At 71.4% G+C, this 17,989-nt stretch carries 20 protein-coding genes; 13 read left to right on the forward strand and 7 right to left on the reverse strand.

Translation table 11 applies throughout. From position 1 onward, the window contains the following. Positions 1–236: 236 nt before the first annotated feature. Entirely contained in the window at positions 237–2,513 is a 2,277-nt protein-coding gene (locus OG972_RS18770; protein ID WP_266983006.1) for a cation-translocating P-type ATPase, read from the forward strand. Positions 2,514–2,543: 30 nt separating this feature from the next. Here the strand turns inward: OG972_RS18770 and OG972_RS18775 are convergent, their stop codons facing one another. The 3 genes from OG972_RS18775 to pxpA are packed head-to-tail and all read right to left on the reverse strand — an operon-like array spanning position 2,544 to position 4,935. Continuing rightward, on the reverse strand, positions 2,544–3,404 hold the full coding sequence (locus OG972_RS18775; protein ID WP_266983008.1) for a biotin-dependent carboxyltransferase family protein: 861 nt from the start codon (positions 3,402–3,404) through the stop codon (positions 2,544–2,546). Beyond that, on the reverse strand, positions 3,401–4,189 hold the full coding sequence (locus OG972_RS18780) for an allophanate hydrolase subunit 1 (RefSeq protein ID WP_266983009.1): 789 nt from the start codon (positions 4,187–4,189) through the stop codon (positions 3,401–3,403). The genes OG972_RS18775 and OG972_RS18780 overlap by 4 nt, the downstream gene beginning before the upstream one ends. Next, positions 4,186–4,935 (reverse strand): LamB/YcsF family protein, encoded by a 750-nt coding sequence (gene pxpA / locus OG972_RS18785; RefSeq protein WP_266990570.1) that lies wholly within the window; start codon positions 4,933–4,935, stop codon positions 4,186–4,188. The genes OG972_RS18780 and pxpA overlap by 4 nt, the downstream gene beginning before the upstream one ends. A gap of 165 nt (positions 4,936–5,100) precedes the next feature. Between pxpA and OG972_RS18790 the strand changes: the two genes are divergently transcribed. The 9 genes from OG972_RS18790 to OG972_RS18830 all read left to right on the forward strand — a co-directional run bounded on the left by OG972_RS18790 (position 5,101) and on the right by OG972_RS18830 (position 13,169). Further along, the gene (locus OG972_RS18790; RefSeq protein WP_266983011.1) at positions 5,101–5,817 is read left to right on the forward strand and encodes a GntR family transcriptional regulator; all 717 of its coding nucleotides are present in this window, start codon (positions 5,101–5,103) and stop codon (positions 5,815–5,817) included. Between the two features lie 375 nt (positions 5,818–6,192). Further along, positions 6,193–6,924, forward strand: a complete 732-nt coding sequence (locus OG972_RS18795; RefSeq protein ID WP_266983012.1) for a DUF969 domain-containing protein — start codon at positions 6,193–6,195, stop codon at positions 6,922–6,924. Beyond that, positions 6,921–7,889 (forward strand): DUF979 domain-containing protein, encoded by a 969-nt coding sequence (locus OG972_RS18800; protein WP_266983014.1) that lies wholly within the window; start codon positions 6,921–6,923, stop codon positions 7,887–7,889. Before OG972_RS18795 ends, OG972_RS18800 begins: the two co-directional genes overlap by 4 nt. A gap of 90 nt (positions 7,890–7,979) precedes the next feature. Continuing rightward, entirely contained in the window at positions 7,980–9,008 is a 1,029-nt protein-coding gene (locus OG972_RS18805; RefSeq protein ID WP_266983016.1) for a DUF2891 domain-containing protein, read from the forward strand. A gap of 148 nt (positions 9,009–9,156) precedes the next feature. Beyond that, positions 9,157–9,918 carry a GNAT family N-acetyltransferase gene (locus OG972_RS18810; protein ID WP_266983018.1) on the forward strand — a complete coding sequence of 254 codons (762 nt, stop codon included), beginning with the start codon at positions 9,157–9,159 and terminating at the stop codon, positions 9,916–9,918. A gap of 86 nt (positions 9,919–10,004) precedes the next feature. Continuing rightward, positions 10,005–10,550 carry a hypothetical protein gene (locus OG972_RS18815; RefSeq protein WP_266983020.1) on the forward strand — a complete coding sequence of 182 codons (546 nt, stop codon included), beginning with the start codon at positions 10,005–10,007 and terminating at the stop codon, positions 10,548–10,550. Beyond that, positions 10,547–11,113, forward strand: a complete 567-nt coding sequence (locus OG972_RS18820) for a hypothetical protein (RefSeq protein ID WP_266983021.1) — start codon at positions 10,547–10,549, stop codon at positions 11,111–11,113. Before OG972_RS18815 ends, OG972_RS18820 begins: the two co-directional genes overlap by 4 nt. 47 nt (positions 11,114–11,160) lie before the next feature. Next, positions 11,161–11,841 carry a hypothetical protein gene (locus OG972_RS18825; protein WP_266983022.1) on the forward strand — a complete coding sequence of 227 codons (681 nt, stop codon included), beginning with the start codon at positions 11,161–11,163 and terminating at the stop codon, positions 11,839–11,841. 95 nt (positions 11,842–11,936) lie between these two features. Then, positions 11,937–13,169 (forward strand): Cmx/CmrA family chloramphenicol efflux MFS transporter, encoded by a 1,233-nt coding sequence (locus OG972_RS18830; protein ID WP_266990572.1) that lies wholly within the window; start codon positions 11,937–11,939, stop codon positions 13,167–13,169. A 23-nt stretch (positions 13,170–13,192) separates the two neighbouring features. On the opposite strand, the gene OG972_RS18835 is transcribed toward OG972_RS18830, so the two are convergent. Both OG972_RS18835 and OG972_RS18840 read right to left on the reverse strand, forming a co-directional pair. Further along, complete coding sequence (locus tag OG972_RS18835; RefSeq protein ID WP_266983024.1) at positions 13,193–13,468, reverse strand: DUF4031 domain-containing protein; 276 nt, start codon at positions 13,466–13,468, stop codon at positions 13,193–13,195. Further along, positions 13,465–13,833, reverse strand: a complete 369-nt coding sequence (locus OG972_RS18840; RefSeq protein WP_266983026.1) for a hypothetical protein — start codon at positions 13,831–13,833, stop codon at positions 13,465–13,467. The genes OG972_RS18835 and OG972_RS18840 overlap by 4 nt, the downstream gene beginning before the upstream one ends. A gap of 124 nt (positions 13,834–13,957) precedes the next feature. On the opposite strand from OG972_RS18840, the gene OG972_RS18845 reads away from it, so the two are divergent. The 3 genes from OG972_RS18845 to OG972_RS18855 are packed head-to-tail and all read left to right on the forward strand — an operon-like array spanning position 13,958 to position 17,457. Continuing rightward, on the forward strand, positions 13,958–14,875 hold the full coding sequence (locus tag OG972_RS18845; RefSeq protein WP_266983028.1) for a MurR/RpiR family transcriptional regulator: 918 nt from the start codon (positions 13,958–13,960) through the stop codon (positions 14,873–14,875). A 41-nt stretch (positions 14,876–14,916) separates the two neighbouring features. Beyond that, entirely contained in the window at positions 14,917–15,891 is a 975-nt protein-coding gene (gene murQ / locus OG972_RS18850; RefSeq protein WP_266983030.1) for an N-acetylmuramic acid 6-phosphate etherase, read from the forward strand. A gap of 51 nt (positions 15,892–15,942) precedes the next feature. Continuing rightward, the gene (locus OG972_RS18855; protein WP_266983032.1) at positions 15,943–17,457 is read left to right on the forward strand and encodes a PTS transporter subunit EIIC; all 1,515 of its coding nucleotides are present in this window, start codon (positions 15,943–15,945) and stop codon (positions 17,455–17,457) included. A gap of 55 nt (positions 17,458–17,512) precedes the next feature. Here OG972_RS18855 and OG972_RS18860 read toward each other — a convergent pair whose 3' ends face one another. Next, positions 17,513–17,746, reverse strand: coding sequence for a hypothetical protein (locus tag OG972_RS18860; RefSeq protein WP_266983034.1), 234 nt, complete (start codon positions 17,744–17,746; stop codon positions 17,513–17,515). After that, positions 17,736–17,987: a hypothetical protein gene (locus OG972_RS18865; protein WP_266983036.1), complete on the reverse strand. Its 252-nt coding sequence runs from the start codon at positions 17,985–17,987 to the stop codon at positions 17,736–17,738. The genes OG972_RS18860 and OG972_RS18865 overlap by 11 nt, the downstream gene beginning before the upstream one ends. Positions 17,988–17,989: the final 2 nt, after the last annotated feature.

Raw genomic sequence — 17,989 nt, forward strand, 5'->3', positions numbered from 1 at the left:
AAGCAGCTACAGGTCTAGTCCAATGGCCAGCCTACGGGTCAGTCGCGTGATGGCGAAGCCTCGGCGCGAACGCGAAGATACGCGAGGCCGGAGCGCCGCCCGGCAATCGGACGCACATGATCCATCTCTCGATCCCGGATCCACTCTTGCACTTCATAGGGGTGGGGGGTATACATGGATCAGGATCAGATACCCCCTAGGGGTATATCCCATCCGTCTACGCCTGGGAGGAAACCGTGTCCGCGCCCACCGCCGCAACCGGCACCGGCACCACCGCAGAGGTCGAGCTCGCCATCGGCGGCATGACCTGCGCATCGTGCGCGGCCCGCATCGAGAAGAAGCTGAACCGGATGGACGGCGTCACCGCCACTGTCAACTACGCCACGGAGAAGGCCAAGGTCAGCTACCGGGGCGAGGACATCTCCGTACAGGACCTGATCGCCACGGTCGAGAAGACCGGCTACACCGCACAGGAGCCCGCACCTCCGGTACCTGCCGGGGAAGGCGCACCGTCGGAAGCCGAAGCGGAAGCCGATGAGCTCCGTCCGCTGCGGCAGCGGCTGCTCACCGCCGTGATGCTCGCCGTCCCCGTGATCGCGATGGCGATGATCCCGGCGCTCCAGTTCGACTACTGGCAGTGGCTGTCGCTGACCCTGACGGCCCCGGTCGTCACGTATGCCGCCTGGCCGTTCCACCGCGCCGCCTGGACCAATGCCCGGCACGGTGCGGCGACGATGGACACGCTGATCTCGCTCGGTACGTCGGCCGCGTTCCTGTGGTCGCTGTGGGCGCTGTTCTTCGGCACGGCGGGGATGACGGGCATGACGCACCCCTTCGAGCTGACCATCGGCCGCAGCGACGGCGCCGGGAACATCTATCTGGAGGCGGCGGCCGGAGTCACCGCGTTCATCCTGGCCGGGCGCTATTTCGAGGCCCGTTCCAAGCGGAAGGCGGGCGCCGCGCTCAAGGCGCTGCTGGAGCTGGGCGCCAAGGAGGTCACCGTGGTGCGGGGCGACCGTGAGATGACCGTCCCGACCGCGGAACTGCAGGTCGGGGACCGGTTCCTGGTCCGCCCCGGCGAGAAGATCGCCACCGACGGCACGGTCGTCGAGGGCGCCTCGGCGGTCGACGCGTCCATGCTCACCGGCGAGTCCGTGCCGGTCGAGGTCGGTGTCGGGGACTCCGTCACCGGTGCCACGCTCAACGCGGGCGGCCGGCTCGTCGTCGAGGCGACACGGGTCGGCGCCGACACACAGCTGGCGCGGATGGCGAAGCTCGTCGAGGACGCGCAGAACGGCAAGGCGGCGGCTCAGCGACTGGCCGACCGGATCTCCGCGGTCTTCGTGCCCGTGGTCATCGCGCTCGCGCTCGGCACGCTGGGGTTCTGGCTGGGTAACGGGGCGGGTCTGACGGCCGCGTTCACGGCCGCCGTCGCCGTACTGATCATCGCCTGCCCGTGCGCGCTGGGCCTCGCCACTCCGACCGCCCTCATGGTGGGGACCGGACGCGGCGCGCAGCTCGGCATCCTGATCAAGGGCCCGGAAGTTCTGGAGACCACGCGTCGCGTCGACACGATCGTCCTGGACAAGACCGGCACGGTCACCACCGGCCGGATGACGCTGCTGGACGTGCACACGGCGGACGGTACGGACGAGCGCGAAGTGCTGCGGCTCGCGGGCGCCCTGGAGCACTCCTCGGAACACCCCATCGCCCAGGCCGTCGCTGCCGGAGCCGCCGAGCGCACCGGCGCCGCATTGTCCACCCCCCAGGACTTCGCCAACATCGCGGGGCTCGGCGTGCAGGGTGTCGTCGAGGGGCACGCCGTCCTCGTCGGCCGTGAGCAGCTGCTCGCCGAGTGGGAGATCCACCTGCCGGTGGAGCTGGCCCGGCACAAGGCCGCGGCGGAGGCCGCCGGACGTACGTCCATCGCGGTCGCCTGGGACGGCGAGGCACGGGCGGTCCTCGAAGTCGCCGACGCGGTGAAGGACACCAGTGCGGAGGCCATTCGGCGGCTGCGGGCCCTGGGGCTGACCCCGATCCTGCTCACCGGTGACAACCGGGCGGTGGCCGAGGCGGTCGCGGCCGAGGTCGGGATCGAGAAGGTGTACGCGGAGGTCATGCCGGAGGACAAGGTCGACGTCGTCAAGGAACTCCAGTCCCAGGGCCGTTCGGTCGCCATGGTCGGTGACGGCGTCAACGACGCGGCCGCTCTCGCCCAGGCCGATCTGGGCCTGGCGATGGGTACGGGTACCGACGCCGCGATCGAGGCCGGCGACCTGACGCTGGTACGCGGGGATCTGCGGGCCGCGGCGGACGCCATCCGCCTCTCCCGCAGGACGCTGGGCACCATCCGTACGAACCTGTTCTGGGCCTTCGCCTACAACGTGGCCGCCCTGCCGCTCGCCGCGGCCGGACTGCTCAACCCGATGATCGCGGGCGCCGCGATGGCGTTCTCATCGGTCTTCGTGGTCGGCAACTCGCTGCGGCTGCGCGGGTTCAGGGCGGCGGCGTAGGAAGCCGCCCACCCCGACGGGGGCAGTCCCTCAGCCCGCACTCACGAACCGCACCCGGGTTCCCGGCACCGCCTGTGCCGCCCCCGCGAGTGCCGTCTCGTGCACGACACCGACGACCGGGTAACCCCCGGTCGTCGGATGGTCGTTGAGGAACACCACCGGGCGGCCGTCCGGCGGCACCTGAATGGCGCCGAGCACCATCCCCTCGCTGGGCAGTTCGCCCTCATGGACGCGCGCCAGGGCCGGGCCCTCCGTGCGCAGGCCGATCCGGTTGCTCTGCGGCGAGACCCGGTATGTGGCCGTGGTGAGCGTGCGCAGCGCCGCATCCGTGAACCAGGTGTGGCGGGGGCCGAGGCGTACGGGGAGCACGAGTTCGGCGGGCGCGGCCGGCCAGGGCACGGCGTCGGGGGCCGCGGGCCTCGACGCCCCGTGTCCCAGCGGCAGTACGTCCCCGTCACGCAGCGGGGCCGGGCCGAGCCCGGAGAGCAGGTCCGCGGACCTGCTGCCCAGCACCGGTTCCGGCAGCAGGCCGCCCCCGAACGCCAGATAGCTGCGCAGCCCCTGCACCGCGGGGCCGGCGTCGAGCACCGCGCCCGCCGGTACGTGCACGGGTGTTCCCCAGCCCACGGGCCGCCCGTCGACCGTGACCCGGCAGGGCGCACCGCCGACGACGGCGACCACGGGCCGGTCCGGGCGGACCGCGCAGCCGGTGGCGGTCGTCTCCAGCAGTGCCGCGTCCGCGGGGTTTCCGGCCAGCCGGTTGGCGAGGCGGCGGGAGGGGGCGTCCAGGGCGCCGGCGCGCGGCACCCCGAGGTGCGCCCAGCCGATACGGCCCGCGTCCTGAACGGTGGTCAGGGCTCCGGCCCTGACCACCTCGATGGCACCGGTCATGGCCGCACCTCCGTCGCGACGAACCGCACCCGTGCCCCGGGGCTCAGCAGGGCGGCCGGTTCGCGAGCCGGGTTCCACAGTTCGCCCGGCTCGGGCATCCGCCCGATGATCTGCCAGCCGCCGGGCGACGGGCGCGGGTACACCCCGGTGTACGCCCCCGCGAGGGCCAGCGCACCGGCCGGAACCCTGGTGCGCGGCGTCGCACGGCGTGGCGTGTGCCGGTGCTCGGGGAGGCCGGTGAGGTAGCCGAAACCGGGGGCGAACCCGCAGAAGGCCACGCGGAATTCGGTCCCGGCGTGGATGCGGGGCACGTCGGCGGCGGTGACGCCCCAGGCCGCCGCGACGTCGGCGAGGTCCGGGCCGTCGTAGACGACGGGGATCTCGACGGCCTCCCCGGTGTCACGCCGCAGCGGCGGTATCCGCCAGGAGACGAGTTCCCGGGCGAGCCGCGCGCTGCCGTCCGGGGTGCGGTCCGCGATGCCGTCGAGCAGCACGGTCCGGGCACCGGGAACGATCTCGCGTACGGCGGGCAGCTCGCCGCGTGCACGACGCCGCAACAGCTCGGCGTGAAAGGCCTCGGCGTGCTCACCCGAGGACAGCTCGACGAGCAGCGCTCCGGCCCCGGCGGGAAGAACGCGGATGCCGTCCGGAGCGCTCGCGTCGGGGGACGGGCGGGCGCCCGCCTCCCGTGACGCGGACGTACGCGCGTCGCGCGACTGCCCTGCAGGGGCGCCCCGTTCGGCCGTGACCGCACGCGCGGCGCCGGCACCCGCGCCCACGCTCATGCGAATGCCCGCACGGCCACGCCCGCTTCTTCGAGCGCCGCTCTGACCCTGCGCGCCAGCGCCGCCGCGCCCGGGGTGTCGCCGTGGACGCACAGCGAGCGTGCAGCGACCGGTATCCGGCTGCCGTCCGCGCCGGTGACGCCCCGGCCCACCGCCATCCCGACACTGCGGCGCACGACTTCGTCCTCGTCGTGCACCACGGCGCCGGGCTCGCTCCGTGGGACCAGCGTGCCCTGCGGGGTGTACGCGCGGTCGGCGAAGGCCTCCTCGACGGCGGTGAGACCCGCGGCCCCGGCGTGGGCGAGCAGGCGCGAACCGGGGAGCCCGAGGACCGCCAGGTCCCCGCCGGCCAGCCGGACGCCCTCGACCACGGCCGCGGCCTGGTCGTCGTCCCAGACGGCGCGGTTGTAGAGGGCACCGTGCGGTTTGACGTACGCGACCGTGGAGCCGGCCGCTTCGGCGAAGACCCGCAGGGCGCCGATCTGGTAGGCGATCTCGGCGGTGAGTTCGGCGGGTGGCACATCCATGGAGCGACGCCCGAAGCCGGCCAGGTCGCGGTAGGCGACCTGGGCGCCGATCCGTACGCCCCTGGCGGCCGCGGTGTCGCAGACCCGCCGCATCACGGAGGCGTCGCCCGCGTGGAAGCCGCAGGCCACATTGGCGCTGGTGACGCAGTCGAGCAGCGCGTCGTCATCGGTGAGGGTCCAGTGTCCGAACCCTTCGCCGAGATCCGCGTTGAGATCCATCGGGTTCGTCGGACTCGCCGGGTTCGTCAGATCCATCACGAGCGCACGCTAGCGATTGTTCAACAATCTGACAAGACCCGGCTCGGGGTGCGGGATGCCGGTACGGTTCACTGGGCACAGAGTGCGCACCTGACGACGCGCACGGCAACAGGCAGGGGACGGGGCATGGCGGGGACTGCGGGCGGCCGGACTTCTCCGGATCTCTCGGAACTGGCGGCGGACAGCGCCTCCCTGGCCCGGTCCGGCACCGCCGAGCGGGTCGCCGCCATCCTGCGGGACCGGATCACCGAAGGCTACTTCCCGCCGGGCAGCCGGCTCTCCGAGGAGAGCATCAGCGGCGCCCTCGCCGTGTCCCGGAACACCCTGCGCGAGGCGTTCCGCCTGCTGTCGCACGAGCGCCTCCTGGAACACCGGCTCAACAAGGGCGTCTTCGTCCGCGTCCTGGCCGTCGAGGACCTGGTGGACATCTACCGGGTCCGGCTGCTCGTCGAGTGCGCCGCCCTGCGGACGCTGGGCGAACCGCCGTACGACCTGACGGCCCTCGAAGCCGCCGTGTCGACGGGCGAGCAGGCGGCACTGGCGGACGACTGGCCCGCCTGCTCGACCGCCAACATCCGCTTCCATCAGGCCCTGGCCGGTCTCGCGAACAGTCCCCGCACGGACGAGCTGATGCGCAACGTCCTCGCCGAACTGCGGCTGGCCTTCCACGTGATGGCCGACCCGCGCCGCTTCCACGAGCCCTACCTCACCCGGAACAGGGAGATCGCGGACAGGCTCGCCGAGGGCGACGCGGCGGGCGCCGAGCGGATGCTGGCCTTCTACCTGGAGGACTCGCGGCGCCAGCTGGCGGAGGCGTACGCGGAGCGCCTGACCACGCGATAGCCCCGCCCGAGCCGCCCGCCTCGGGGGTGCTCCACTCCGCACGACCCCGCGCTTCGTGCCGCGCCGGCCCGTGCGACGCGTCGGATGTTCCACAATCCTCGCCATCCACCGGACCCCATCCCTCACGCCACGCACAGGACCTCTCTCCAGCCAAAACCACACATCACGGGCATTTCGCGCCAGTCATTGCCCGGATCGAACGAACCGCGCACCGTCTGCCCGGTCACGCCACGCCCCCACCTCGCACATTTCAACCCATGTAGCGCACACCCTTGTGGGTTTGTTGAACAATCGCTTAATGTCTCGCGCACTACCCCGTCTGATCAGGACCGAGCAGGCCTGCCTGCACGTCCATGCGCGGAAGAAGGCCGACGCGTGATCGTTCTCCTCGGCGTGCTCGTGGTGATCCTCGGATTCGCCACCCGCCGCAATCCCCTCCTCGTAGTGGGTGTCGCAGGCATCGTCACAGGGCTGCTCGGCAAGCTCTCCCCGCAGGAGGTGCTGGCCACATTCGGCAACAGCTTCGCCTCCGCGCGCTCCGTGACCGTCTTCGTCATCACCCTGCCCGTCATCGGGCTTCTGGAGCGGTACGGACTCCAGGAGCAGGCCCGTACTCTCATCGGCAAACTGGGCAGGCTGACCACCGGCCGCTTCCTGGCGCTCTACCTGCTGATCCGTCAGCTCACCGCCTCCGTCGGCCTCACGAGCATCGGCGGCCCCGCGCAGAGTGTGCGGCCGCTGATCGCCCCGATGGCCGAGGCCGCGGCCGAGGCCAAGGCGGGCCGTCCGCTGCCGCAGAAGCTGCGCGAGAAGGTCCGCTCGCACGCGTCCGGCGCCGACACCATCGGCGTGTTCTTCGGTGAGGACTGCTTCATCGCCATCGGATCGATCCTGCTGATCACCGGCTTCGTGAACTCCACGTACGACCAGCACCTCGAACCCTTGCATCTGGCTCTGTGGGCGATCCCCTCCGCGGTCTGCGCCTTCCTGATCCACGGGGCCCGCCTGCTCAACCTGGACCGGCAGCTGGAGCGCGAACTTGCCGTCGCCGCCGCCGAGAACGACATGACGGCACACGCCGGGCTCCGGACGGAGGACGCCAAGTGATCAAGTCCGAGTACTTCTTCTGGCTGGTCGGCGCGGTGTTCCTCGTCATGGCCGCGCAGATGGTCAGGGACCGCACCAACCCCAAGCGCTTCGGCTCGGCCGGATTCTGGGGTCTGCTGGGCGCCGCGTTCTTCTACTCCTCCGGAGTCGTCGACAAGTCGCTCCCTGCCGAACCTCTGGGCGTCGCCGTCCTGATCCTGATCGTCCTCGGCGGCTGCGGTCTCACCGGCAAGGGCGCATCACACACTCCTTCCCGCGAGAAGCGCGCAGCCTCGGCCGCCCGCCTCGGCAACAAGCTGTTCCTTCCGGCCCTCACCATCCCCGTCGTCGCGATGATCTGCGCGACGCTCGTGAAGAACTGGAAGATCGGCGGCGAACCGGTCCTGGAACCGGGGTACGAGACCATCCTGGGCCTCGGCGTCGGCGCCATCGCCGCTCTGATCGTGGGCATGGTGCTGCTGCGCGAGCGGAGGATCTCCGTACCGCTGCACTCCGGTCGCAACATGCTCGAATCGATGGGCTGGGCGCTGATCCTGCCTCAGCTTCTCGCGGTCCTCGGCTCGATCTTCCAGTCCGCCGGTGTCGGCGAGCAGGTCGGAAGGATCAGCGAGGCGGTACTGCCGGACGGCCAGAAGTTCGTGGCCGTGGCCGTCTACTGCTGCGGCATGGCGCTGTTCACCATCGTCATGGGCAATGCCTTCGCCGCGTTCCCGGTGATGACCGCCGCGATCGGCTGGCCCGTCCTCATCGAGCAGATGAACGGCAACGCGCCCGCGATCCTCGCGATCGGCATGCTCTGCGGCTTCTGCGGCACCCTCGTCACCCCGATGGCCGCCAACTTCAACCTGGTTCCCGCCGCTCTGCTCGAACTCAAGGACCAGTACGGCCCGATCAAGGCCCAGCTCCCCACGGCAGCGGCCCTGCTGGTCTGCAACGTAGCGATCATGGCCCTCTTCGCCTTCTGACCCGGGCCGCCCCTGACCCGAGCCACCCCTGCCCCGACCCGAGCCGCCCCTTGACCCGAGCCGCTCACCCACCCCTCTGGAGTGACCCCGATGTCCCCCGCGCTCCCTGCCGCGTACGCCGTCCCCTTCGCGGAACTGGCCCTCGCCAATGTCGTACGCGAGTACCCCAACGCCCCGGCCCACCTGTACGCCGGCCCCGAGGAACTGGTCGCGCCCCGCACCCTGCACCCCGCCTTCTACGGGGGGTACGACTGGCACTCCACCGTGCACATGCACTGGCTGCTCGTCCGCCTGCTGCGCCGCTTCTCCGCCACCGGCGACCTCCCGGCCACGGTCACCACCCGTGTCCACGAGGTGCTGAACTCCCACCTCACCCCGGAGAACCTCGCCGTCGAGGCGGCGTATCTCCGCAACCGTCCGCACTTCGAACGCCCCTACGGCTGGGCGTGGTTGGTGGCACTGGCGGCGGAAAGCCGTGCGCTCGCCACCGCCGAGGGAGACCGCTGGGCCGACGCCCTCGCCCCCGCCGTGGAAACGGTCGGCGAACTCCTCACCGTCTGGCTGCCCAAGGCGACGTACCCGATCCGGCACGGGATCCACCCCAACAGCGCCTTCGGCCTGGGCATGGTTCTGGACGCGGGCGAGCGCGCCGGGCTGCCCCGCCCGGTCCTCGACGCGGTGACGGACCGGCTGCGCACCTGGTTCGCCGAGGACCACGACGCCCCCGCCCACTGGGAGCCGTCCGGGCAGGACTTCCTCTCCCCCGCCCTGACCGAGGCGGACGCGATGCGCCGGGTGCTCCCCGTCGCCGAGTTCCGGACCTGGCTGGCCGGGTTCCTGCCGGGGCTGACGGACTCTCCGCTGCTCACCCCGCCCGTGATCTCCGACCACGCGGACCCGCAGATCGGTCACCTCCTGGGCCTCACCCTGAGCCGGGCAGCGGCCCTCCGTACGATCGGCGACGCGCTGGGCGAGGGCCCCGCCCACACCGCTCTGACCGCTTCGGCCGAGGCTCATCTCGCCGTCGGCCTGCCCTCGGTCTCCTCCGGTGACTTCAGCACGGACCACTGGCTGGCCACCTTCGCCGCACTGGCCCTGGACACCCCGCCCGGCCACTGACCGGTCCGGCGGATTCGGGAACCGCGCCTGTTGCTCTCACAGACGGGTTTCTCCGGTCAGTGCGGGGCCAATTCAGGATCCGATGTGCCGTGCTTGTGGAGGTTGATTTCCCGGGCGCCCGGCGATCCAGAGGTGACAGGATCAGGCCATGCCTGTTGATCCGCTGCTGGTCCGTGCTCGTGGTCTGTGGGAGACGTTGGCCGCCGTCCCGGTGTCGTTCGCGCCCTCCGGTGGTTTGACCGTGGTCACTTCGCCCGCATCAGGTCTGTGCCCACCGTCGTGGGCCGGCATCGTGATGCTGGGCGACGCAGCCATCGCCACTGTGCCCACCGCGGGTGCTGCCCAGGTGGTGCGCCGTGTGCTGGCTGCGGTGCCGGCCGGTTCGCTCACTCGGCCCGAAGCGATCAAGGCCGTACTGCCCGTGACCGAGGTACTCGGTCCGGCCACGCTGGCCTACGTCGCGAGGGACGGCTTCCGGCCCGCGCCGGCCCATCACGCCGTCGAGCAGCTCGCGCCTGGGCATCGCGACCTTCGTGAGTTGGTGCGGTCGGCGGGGCCGGAGGACGCGGACGAGAGCGGAATGGAAGAGGTCACCTCTCCGGTGTTCGTCGTGCGCGAAGGAACGGACGTGGTGGCCGCAGCGGGATACCGCGCCTGGCCGGCCGCGACCGCGCATGTCTGTGTGCTGACTGCCCCACAGTGGCGAGGCCGCCAACTGGCCCGGCAGACGGCTTCCGCAGCGGTGGCACACGCACTCACCGCAGGTCTGCTGCCCCAATGGCGGGCCCGGCCTCCGGCCTCCCGCCAGGTCGCGCGGGCGCTGGGCTTCCGGGAACTCGGGAGCCAGCTCAGCGTCCGCCTGGATCCGGACGCACTCACCGATGCAAGCCCCGGGCGACCCCACCACTAGGTACCGTGGCTGCGATTCCTGAGCCGTTGTTGCCCGGGTCGAGAGGGGTGAGCCGGTTGTCAGTGCCCACGCCTAGGGTGCTCGGCATGACCAACTGGATACAGGGCTCCTTTCCCGGCCACGAGGTGAACGTCGTCTTCGCCCGGGGTGTGCCCCTTGATGTGCTCACCCAGGGTCTTCGCGGACTGCTGCGGGAGCCCCTCGCGTACGGCGAGGCGGGCGGGTGGGCCTGGGCGGTGCACCCCATGCTCAACTGGGAAGTCGAGGACTACGACCCCGTCAACTACCGCGAGCTCTGCCCGGACGGTGCCGAGATCGTTGTGTTCGTGACCGAGCCGTGCAGCGCGAAGGCTTTCCCGCCCGCCTTCGAGTACTACCGCGACGGCCGCACGATCCTCTGCTTCAGCTTCGAAGACCCGCAGCAGCGGGTGGGCGAGAACCCCGATTACCTGTCCGCCGAGCTCCTGGCCGCGCAGCTCATCGGCCCCCATGCGGTGTGTGGAGACGAAGTCAACGGCGGTCACGACTGTTTTGACCATCACTACGACGATCACGAACGTCTGGTGAAGACGATCGCGGGCTTCTTCGCCCTGCCCTCGCCGCCGCTGTCTGCGGAGGTGACGGCGCAGTGAGCCGGCTCACCCCGAATACGTTCGTCACCTTCTGCAAGGGCATGGACCTGCCCACGCTCTCCGGCATCTTCGCCGAGGCGGGGTGTCCTGCCCTCACCAGTGGCGAATCGTCCGGCTGGGTATGGGTGACGCACGATGCCACCGCCCGGCATGGACAGGCCGTCTGGGAGCTGGCCGGCCACATCACCGGTTACCGCTATGCGGGACGTGTCGGCGAGCCGGATCGCGTGGAGACCGTGTTCCTGGCCTCCACATCCCCGTGCGAGTGCCCGCACGGGCAGAACTACATGGTTCCGCACTGCACCGAACACCCCTTCCAATTCATTCACAGTCGCGGCGGGTTCGCGCAGACGTACTTCAACTTCGGCGCCCGCCGCGAGTCGCGGCGGGCCGGCGGCAATGCCGACCTGCTGGTACGGGAGTTGCTGGACGCCGGAATCGTCGGCCGGGACACCCCGAAGTACGACACCGATCCCGGCTTCAACGCCGACGGCACGCACACGGTGCGGATCATCGCCGATCATTTCGGGCTTCCCTCGCCGCCGCTCGGGCTCACCGGGTAACCGGGCCCGCCCGCCGTGGACGACGGGGGGAATCTACTCTCGTGCGTATGACGGACGACAGCGCGCACGAGAGCGGATCCTCCCCCGACGCCGCGGACGCGCTCCGCGCCCGCTGGAGCGATGCCCTGGTCGCCGTACGAGGGAGCGCGACCGGCCCCGATCCGCTGCCGTACGCCGACAACCTGCTGGCCCGTTGGGCCGAACCGCAGCGGAAGTACCACACCACCGCACATCTGGTCGCGGTCCTCGACCGCATCGATACCCTCGCCGGTCACGCCGCCGACCCGGACGCGGTCCGCCTCGCCGCCTGGTTCCACGACGCGGTGTACCGCCCGGAGCGGTCCGAGAACGAGGAGCGCAGCGCCGCGCTCGCCGAGCGCGCCCTGCCCGAGGCCGGTGTCCCGGACGCCGTCACCGCCGAGATCGCCCGGCTGGTCCGGCTCACCGTCACCCATGACCCGGCGGACGGCGACACCAACGGCGAGGTGCTGTGCGACGCGGACCTGGCCATCCTGGCGGCCGCCCCGAAGGAGTACGCGGCGTACGCGGCGCAGGTGCGGGACGAGTACGGCTTCGTCCCCGACGAAGCCTTCCGGGGCGGGCGTGCGGCCGTCCTGCGGCAGCTGCTCGGACTGCCGCGGCTGTTCCGTACGCCGCACGGGTTCGCCGAGTGGGAGCCGCGGGCCCGGCAGAACCTGCTGACGGAGCTGGAGCTGCTCACCCGTTGAGACGGCCGACGGGATACCCCGATACGGGAATGTAACGGTCACGATCGCTGTTGGCAGCTGTCATGCCCGACTCTGCCGTTCGCCGCCGCACCCCTATGCCCCTGGCCGTATACATTCTGGGCCTCTCGGTCTTCGCCCTCGGCACGAGCGAGTTCATGCTCTCCGGGCTGCTGCCACCGATCGCCGACGACATGAACGTGTCGATCCCCCGGGCCGGGCTCCTCATATCCGCCTTCGCCATCGGCATGGTGATCGGCGCGCCCCTGTTGGCCGTGGCCACGCTCCGGCTTCCGCGCCGCACCACCCTCATCGCGCTGATCTCGGTCTTCGGCCTCGGGCAGGTCGCGGGTGCGCTCGCGCCGACGTACGAGGTGCTCTTCGCCTCCCGCGTGGTCAGCGCCTTCGCGTGCGCCGGGTTCTGGGCGGTGGGGGCTGCGGTCGCCATCGCGATGGTGCCGGTGAACGCGCGGGCCAGAGCGATGGCCGTGATGATCGGCGGGCTGTCGATCGCGAACGTCCTCGGCGTACCGCTGGGGGCGTTCCTCGGTGAGAACCTCGGCTGGCGGTCGGCGTTCTGGGCGGTCGGCGCGGCGTCCGCCGTGGCGCTCGTCGGTGTCGCGACGCTCATCCCCCGCATCCCGCTCCCCGAGGAGAAGCCGCAGCTGAGGCGGGAGATGTCCATCTACCGCGACCGGCAGGTGTGGCTGTCGATCGTGATCACGGCGCTCGCGGCCGGCGGGGTCTTCTGCGCGTTCAGCTATCTGGCGCCGTTGCTGACGGATGTCGCCGGGCTGGATTCGGGGTGGGTGCCGACGGTTCTCGCGCTGTTCGGGATCGGGGCGCTGGTCGGTACGACGATCGGCGGCCGGGTCGCGGACGCGCACCTCTTCGGGGTGCTGATGAGCGGTATCGCGGCCTCGACGGTCTTCCTGGTCGCGCTGGCGCTGTTCGCCTCGAACCAGGTCGCGGCGGTCGGGCTCGCGTTCCTGCTGGGCCTGTCGGCGTTCTACACGGCCCCGGCACTGAACGCCCGGATGTTCAACATCGCGGGCGCGGCCCCGACCCTGGCGGGCGCGACGACGACCGCCGCTTTCAACCTGGGCAACACGGGCGGCCCCTGGCTGGGCGGCACAGTGATCGACGCGGACTTCGGCTTCGAGGCGACGGCCTGGGCGGGCGCGGCGATGACGGTCCTGGCGCTGGTCGCCGTGGTGTTCTCGCTGCGACTGCACGGCGGGGGCAGGTCGCGCCGGGTGACCGGGTCGCCCGCCGCGACGTCGTCGTCGACGGACGTCGGCGTGGAAGCGGGGAGCTCCTCCGCCGCCTGAGCGGGGTGGCTTCGGCCGTCGGTTCAGCCGCCGGGCGCCCGGCGCCCCTTGGGGCGCCGCAGTCCCGCCTCCGTGAGCCGGCGGACGAGCTCCTTGGAGCCGACCTCGCGGGCCCCGGCGCGCACCGCGTCCGCGTACCGCGTTTCCGGTACGTCGTAGTGGTCCCGCTCGAACGCCTGCGGCGGGCAGCCGATGGCGGCGGCGAACGCGTGCAGTTCGTCGAAGGACACGTCGCTGACCAGATGCGACCAGAGCCGACCGTGGCCCGGCCAGTCGGGCGGGTCGATATAGACCGTCACCGGCCCAGCACTCCGCTCAGCGCGCCCACGCGCGCCACCATCACGGTCGCCTTGGTGCAGACCCAGCGCGGGTCCGGGCCCAGCTCCGGTTCGACGTCGAGGGCGTGCGGGTCGCCCGCGTCGCACACGGGGCAGAGCGGCCAGCGGCCGTACCGCTCCAGCAGCGCGTCCTGGACATCCTGGGCGACAAGGCCGACGACGTATTCCACGCCGTCCGGCCAGTGCTCGACCCACCAGCGCCGGTGCGTCACCGCGTCCTCGACGAGCGAGACGATCTCGGCCTCGGCGACACCGCCTGCGGCGAGATCGGCCATGACCAGGGCGCGGGCGGTGTGCAGCGCCTGCTCCAGGCGGTTCAGCTCCATGCACCCATTGTCACCCCGAGTGCGGACAGGTCCTGCGTCCGGTCACCCGTCCCGTCCTCCGTTCCGTCAGAGGTAGGGACCAAAGGGGGTTGACGGACGACAGGGTTGAAAATATCTTTCAAAGGTGACCAATGACCTGAAGGAAAGTTTCAGCGGTGATGCGCCGCCCGCTCCGGCCGCACTCGCGGCCAAGGTGCGGACGCTCGCGCCGTCCATGACGCGCTCCATGCAGCGGGTCGCCGAGGCCGTCGCCGGTGACCCGGCCGGCTGCGCCGCCCTGACGGTCACCGGTCTCGCCGAGCTCACCGGCACCAGCGAGGCGACCGTGGTCCGCACGGCCCGCCTCCTCGGCTACCCCGGCTACCGGGATCTGCGCCTCGCCCTCGCCGGGCTCGCCGCCCACCAGCAGTCCGGCCGCGCCCCCTCCGTCACGGCGGACATAGCCGTCGACGACCCGATCGCCGACGTGGTCGCGAAGCTCGCCTTCGACGAGCAGCAGACCCTCGCGGACACGGCCGCCGGACTCGACACGGTACAGCTCGGTGCCGCCGTCGCCGCCGCGTCGACCGCCCGCCGGATCGACATCTACGGCGTCGGCGCCTCCTCTCTCGTCGCCCAGGACCTGGGGCAGAAGCTGCTCCGTATCGGCCTGATCGCGCACGCGCACATGGACCCGCACCTGGCTGTCACCAACGCCGTGCAGCTCCGCTCCGGCGATGTGGCGATCGCGATCACCCACTCCGGTTCCACCGGTGACGTGATCGAGCCGCTCCGGGTGGCGTTCGACCGGGGCGCGACGACGATCGCGATCACCGGCCGCCCCGACGGCCCGGTGACGCAGTACGCGGACCACGTACTGACCACGTCCACCGCCCGCGAGAGCGAGCTGCGCCCCGCCGCCATGTCGAGCCGGACGAGCCAGCTCCTCGTCGTGGACTGCCTGTTCATAGGCGTCGCCCAGCGGACGTACGAGACGGCAGCCCCGGCGCTCGCCGCCTCGTACGAGGCACTGGCCCACCGCCACACCCCCCGCACCCGCTGAACCGTACGAGCCACGAGTTCGAGAAAGCAGAGCCGCTCTCCATGACCTCCACCACCGACGCCAACGCCGCGACGCCCGATCAGCCCTCCGAGTACGGGGAGCTGCGCGCCGAACTCGCCACCCTCACCACCGAGGCGTTCCGGCCCGAGCTCGCCGAGATCGACCGGCTGGCCACGCTGGAGATTGCCCGGATCATGAACGGCGAGGACCAGTCCGTCCCCTCCGCCGTCGCCGCCCGGCTGCCCAAGATCGCCGCGGCGATCGACGGGGTCGCCGCGCGCATGGCCCGCGGTGGCCGGCTGATCTACGCGGGCGCGGGCACCGCGGGCAGGCTCGGCGTCCTGGACGCCAGCGAGTGCCCGCCCACGTTCAACACCGACCCGTCCGAGGTGGTCGGTCTGATCGCGGGCGGCCCGTCCGCGATGGTCACAGCCGTCGAGGGCGCCGAGGACAGCAAGGAGCTGGCCGCCGCCGACCTCGACGGACTGGATCTCACCCCGGACGACACGGTGGTCGGCATCTCCGCCTCCGGCCGTACGCCGTACGCGATCGGGGCCGTCGAGCACGCCCGCGCCAAGGGGGCGCTGACCATCGGCCTGTCCTGCAACGCGGACTCGGCGCTCGGCGCCGCGGCCGAGCACCCCATCGAGGTCGTCGTCGGCCCGGAGCTCCTCACCGGCTCGACCCGCCTGAAGGCCGGTACGGCGCAGAAGCTCGTCCTCAACATGCTGTCGACGATCACGATGATCCGACTCGGCAAGACGTACGGAAACCTCATGGTCGACGTCCGCGCCTCCAACGAGAAGCTGCGCGCCCGCTCCCGCCGGATCGTTTCTCTCGCCACCGGTGCCTCCGACGCGGAGATCGAAGCCGCGCTCGCCGCCACCGACGGCGAGGTGAAGAACGCGATCCTCGCCATCCTCGGCCAGGTCGACGGTCCGACCGCCGCCACGCTCCTGTCCGCGTCCGACGGCCACCTCCGCGCCGCCCTCGCGGCCGCACCCCGCACCACCTGACCCCATCCGGGGCACCGCTCCGCACCCCCGCACAGCAAGGCACCACGCACCATGGCTACAGAAGACAAGAACCGCGCCACTGCCGCCGCGATCCTTCCGCTCGTTGGTGGCGCCGCGAACGTCAGCTCCGTCGTCCACTGCATGACCCGGCTCCGGCTGGGTCTGCGTGACCGCTCGCTCGTCGACGACGAGGCCCTGAAGGCGCTCCCCGCCGTCATGGGTGTGGTCGAGGACGACACGTACCAGATCGTCCTCGGCCCGGGCACCGTCGCCCGGGTCACCCCGGAGTTCGAGCAGCTGGTGGAGGAGGGCCGGGCAGCAGAACCGACGCCCGCGCACACCACCACCGCGGACGAACTCGCCGCCCAGGGCGCCGCGATCAAGGCGGAGCGGAAGGCGAAGAACGCCACCCCGTTCAAGCTCTTCCTCCGGAAGATCGCGAATGTCTTCGTGCCGCTGATCCCGGCGCTGATCGGCTGCGGCATCATCGCCGGGCTCAACGGCCTGCTGGTGAACCTGGGCTGGCTGACCTCGGTCACCCCCGCGCTCGCCGCGATGGCGTCCGGCTTCATGGCGCTGATCGCCGTGTTCGTCGGCTACAACACGGCGAAGGAGTTCGGCGGCACGCCGATCCTCGGCGGTGCGGTCGCCGCGATCATCGTCTTCCCGGGCGTCGCGAACATCGAGGCGTTCGGCCAGAAGCTCTCCCCGGGCCAGGGCGGTGTGCTGGGCGCGCTCGGTGCGGCCGTCCTCGCGGTGTACGTGGAGAAGTGGTGCCGCCGCTGGGTCCCGGAGGCGCTGGACGTCCTGGTCACCCCGACGCTGACGGTGCTGGTCTCCGGACTGGTGACGATCTTCGGCCTGATGTACGTGGCCGGTGAGGTCTCCACCGCGATCGGCGACTTCGCCGACTGGCTGCTGTCCAACGGCGGTGCGGGCGCGGGTCTGGTCCTCGGCGGCTTCTTCCTCCCCCTGGTCATGCTGGGTCTGCACCAGGCGCTGATCCCGATCCACACCACCCTGATCGAGCAGCAGGGCTACACGGTCCTCCTCCCGATCCTCGCCATGGCGGGTGCGGGCCAGGTGGGCGCGGCCCTCGCGGTCTACCTCCGTCTCCCCCGTAACGAGTCGATCCGCAGGACGATCAAGTCGGCGCTCCCCGCCGGTCTGCTGGGCGTGGGCGAGCCCCTGATCTACGGTGTCTCGCTCCCCCTCGGCCGCCCGTTCATCACGGCGTGCGTGGGCGGTGCGTTCGGCGGCGCGTTCGTCGGCTTCTTCAACCAGCTCGGCAGCGCGGTCGGCTCCACGGCGATCGGCCCGTCCGGCTGGGCCCTGTTCCCGCTCCTCGACGGCAACCACGGCCTGGGCACGACGATCGCGATCTACGCGGGCGGCCTGCTGGTCGGCTACCTGGCGGGCTTCGTCGCCACGTACTTCTTCGGCTTCAGCAAGGACCTGCTGGCGGAGTTCAACGTGTCGCAGGAGCCGGCGGCTTCGACGGTCGCGGCAACCGGCGGCCCGGCCACCCCTGTCACCGACCCGGCATCGGAGCCGGCCCGCGCCTGATCCCGTGACGCAACAGAGGGCGGCACCCCGGCCGGGGTGCCGCCCTTCACGCTTCCTACGGCAGCCGCCCCTCCCGGTTGACCTCCCTGACCCTGGCCCGCAGCACGTCCCCGGGCGAGGCCGGATGCACGGACTCCGGTGGACAGTCCCACTCGGCCCCACCGCCCGGCGGCCGCAACTGCACGTACGGTCCGACGCACCCCATCACGCGCCCCACCCGCCCGTCCCGGGAGTCCACCGCGAACGACCCGGGCTCCGGCGTACACGGTTCGAGCCCCTCACTCGTCATGACCGGCCTCCTTGTTGCCCGTCCGTGCCAGCACAGCACTCAGTCGCAGCGCCGTATCGACGGTGCACCGCCCGAGGTCCACCAGCGGCGCGGGCTCGTTCCCCGCGCACGACACCGGATCGACCCGCAGCGACGGCAGCGTGAGCCCCACGCCCTTCAGCCCTTGCTTCAACTTCTCCACCGCGTCCTCCGCCTCCCCCACTCTTCCGGCAGCAACCCGTCGTCGCTCTGTAGTGGTCATCC

Source organism: Streptomyces sp. NBC_01669 (genome assembly GCF_026339735.1).
GTDB classification, from domain to species: Bacteria; Actinomycetota; Actinomycetes; order Streptomycetales; family Streptomycetaceae; genus Streptomyces; species Streptomyces yanii.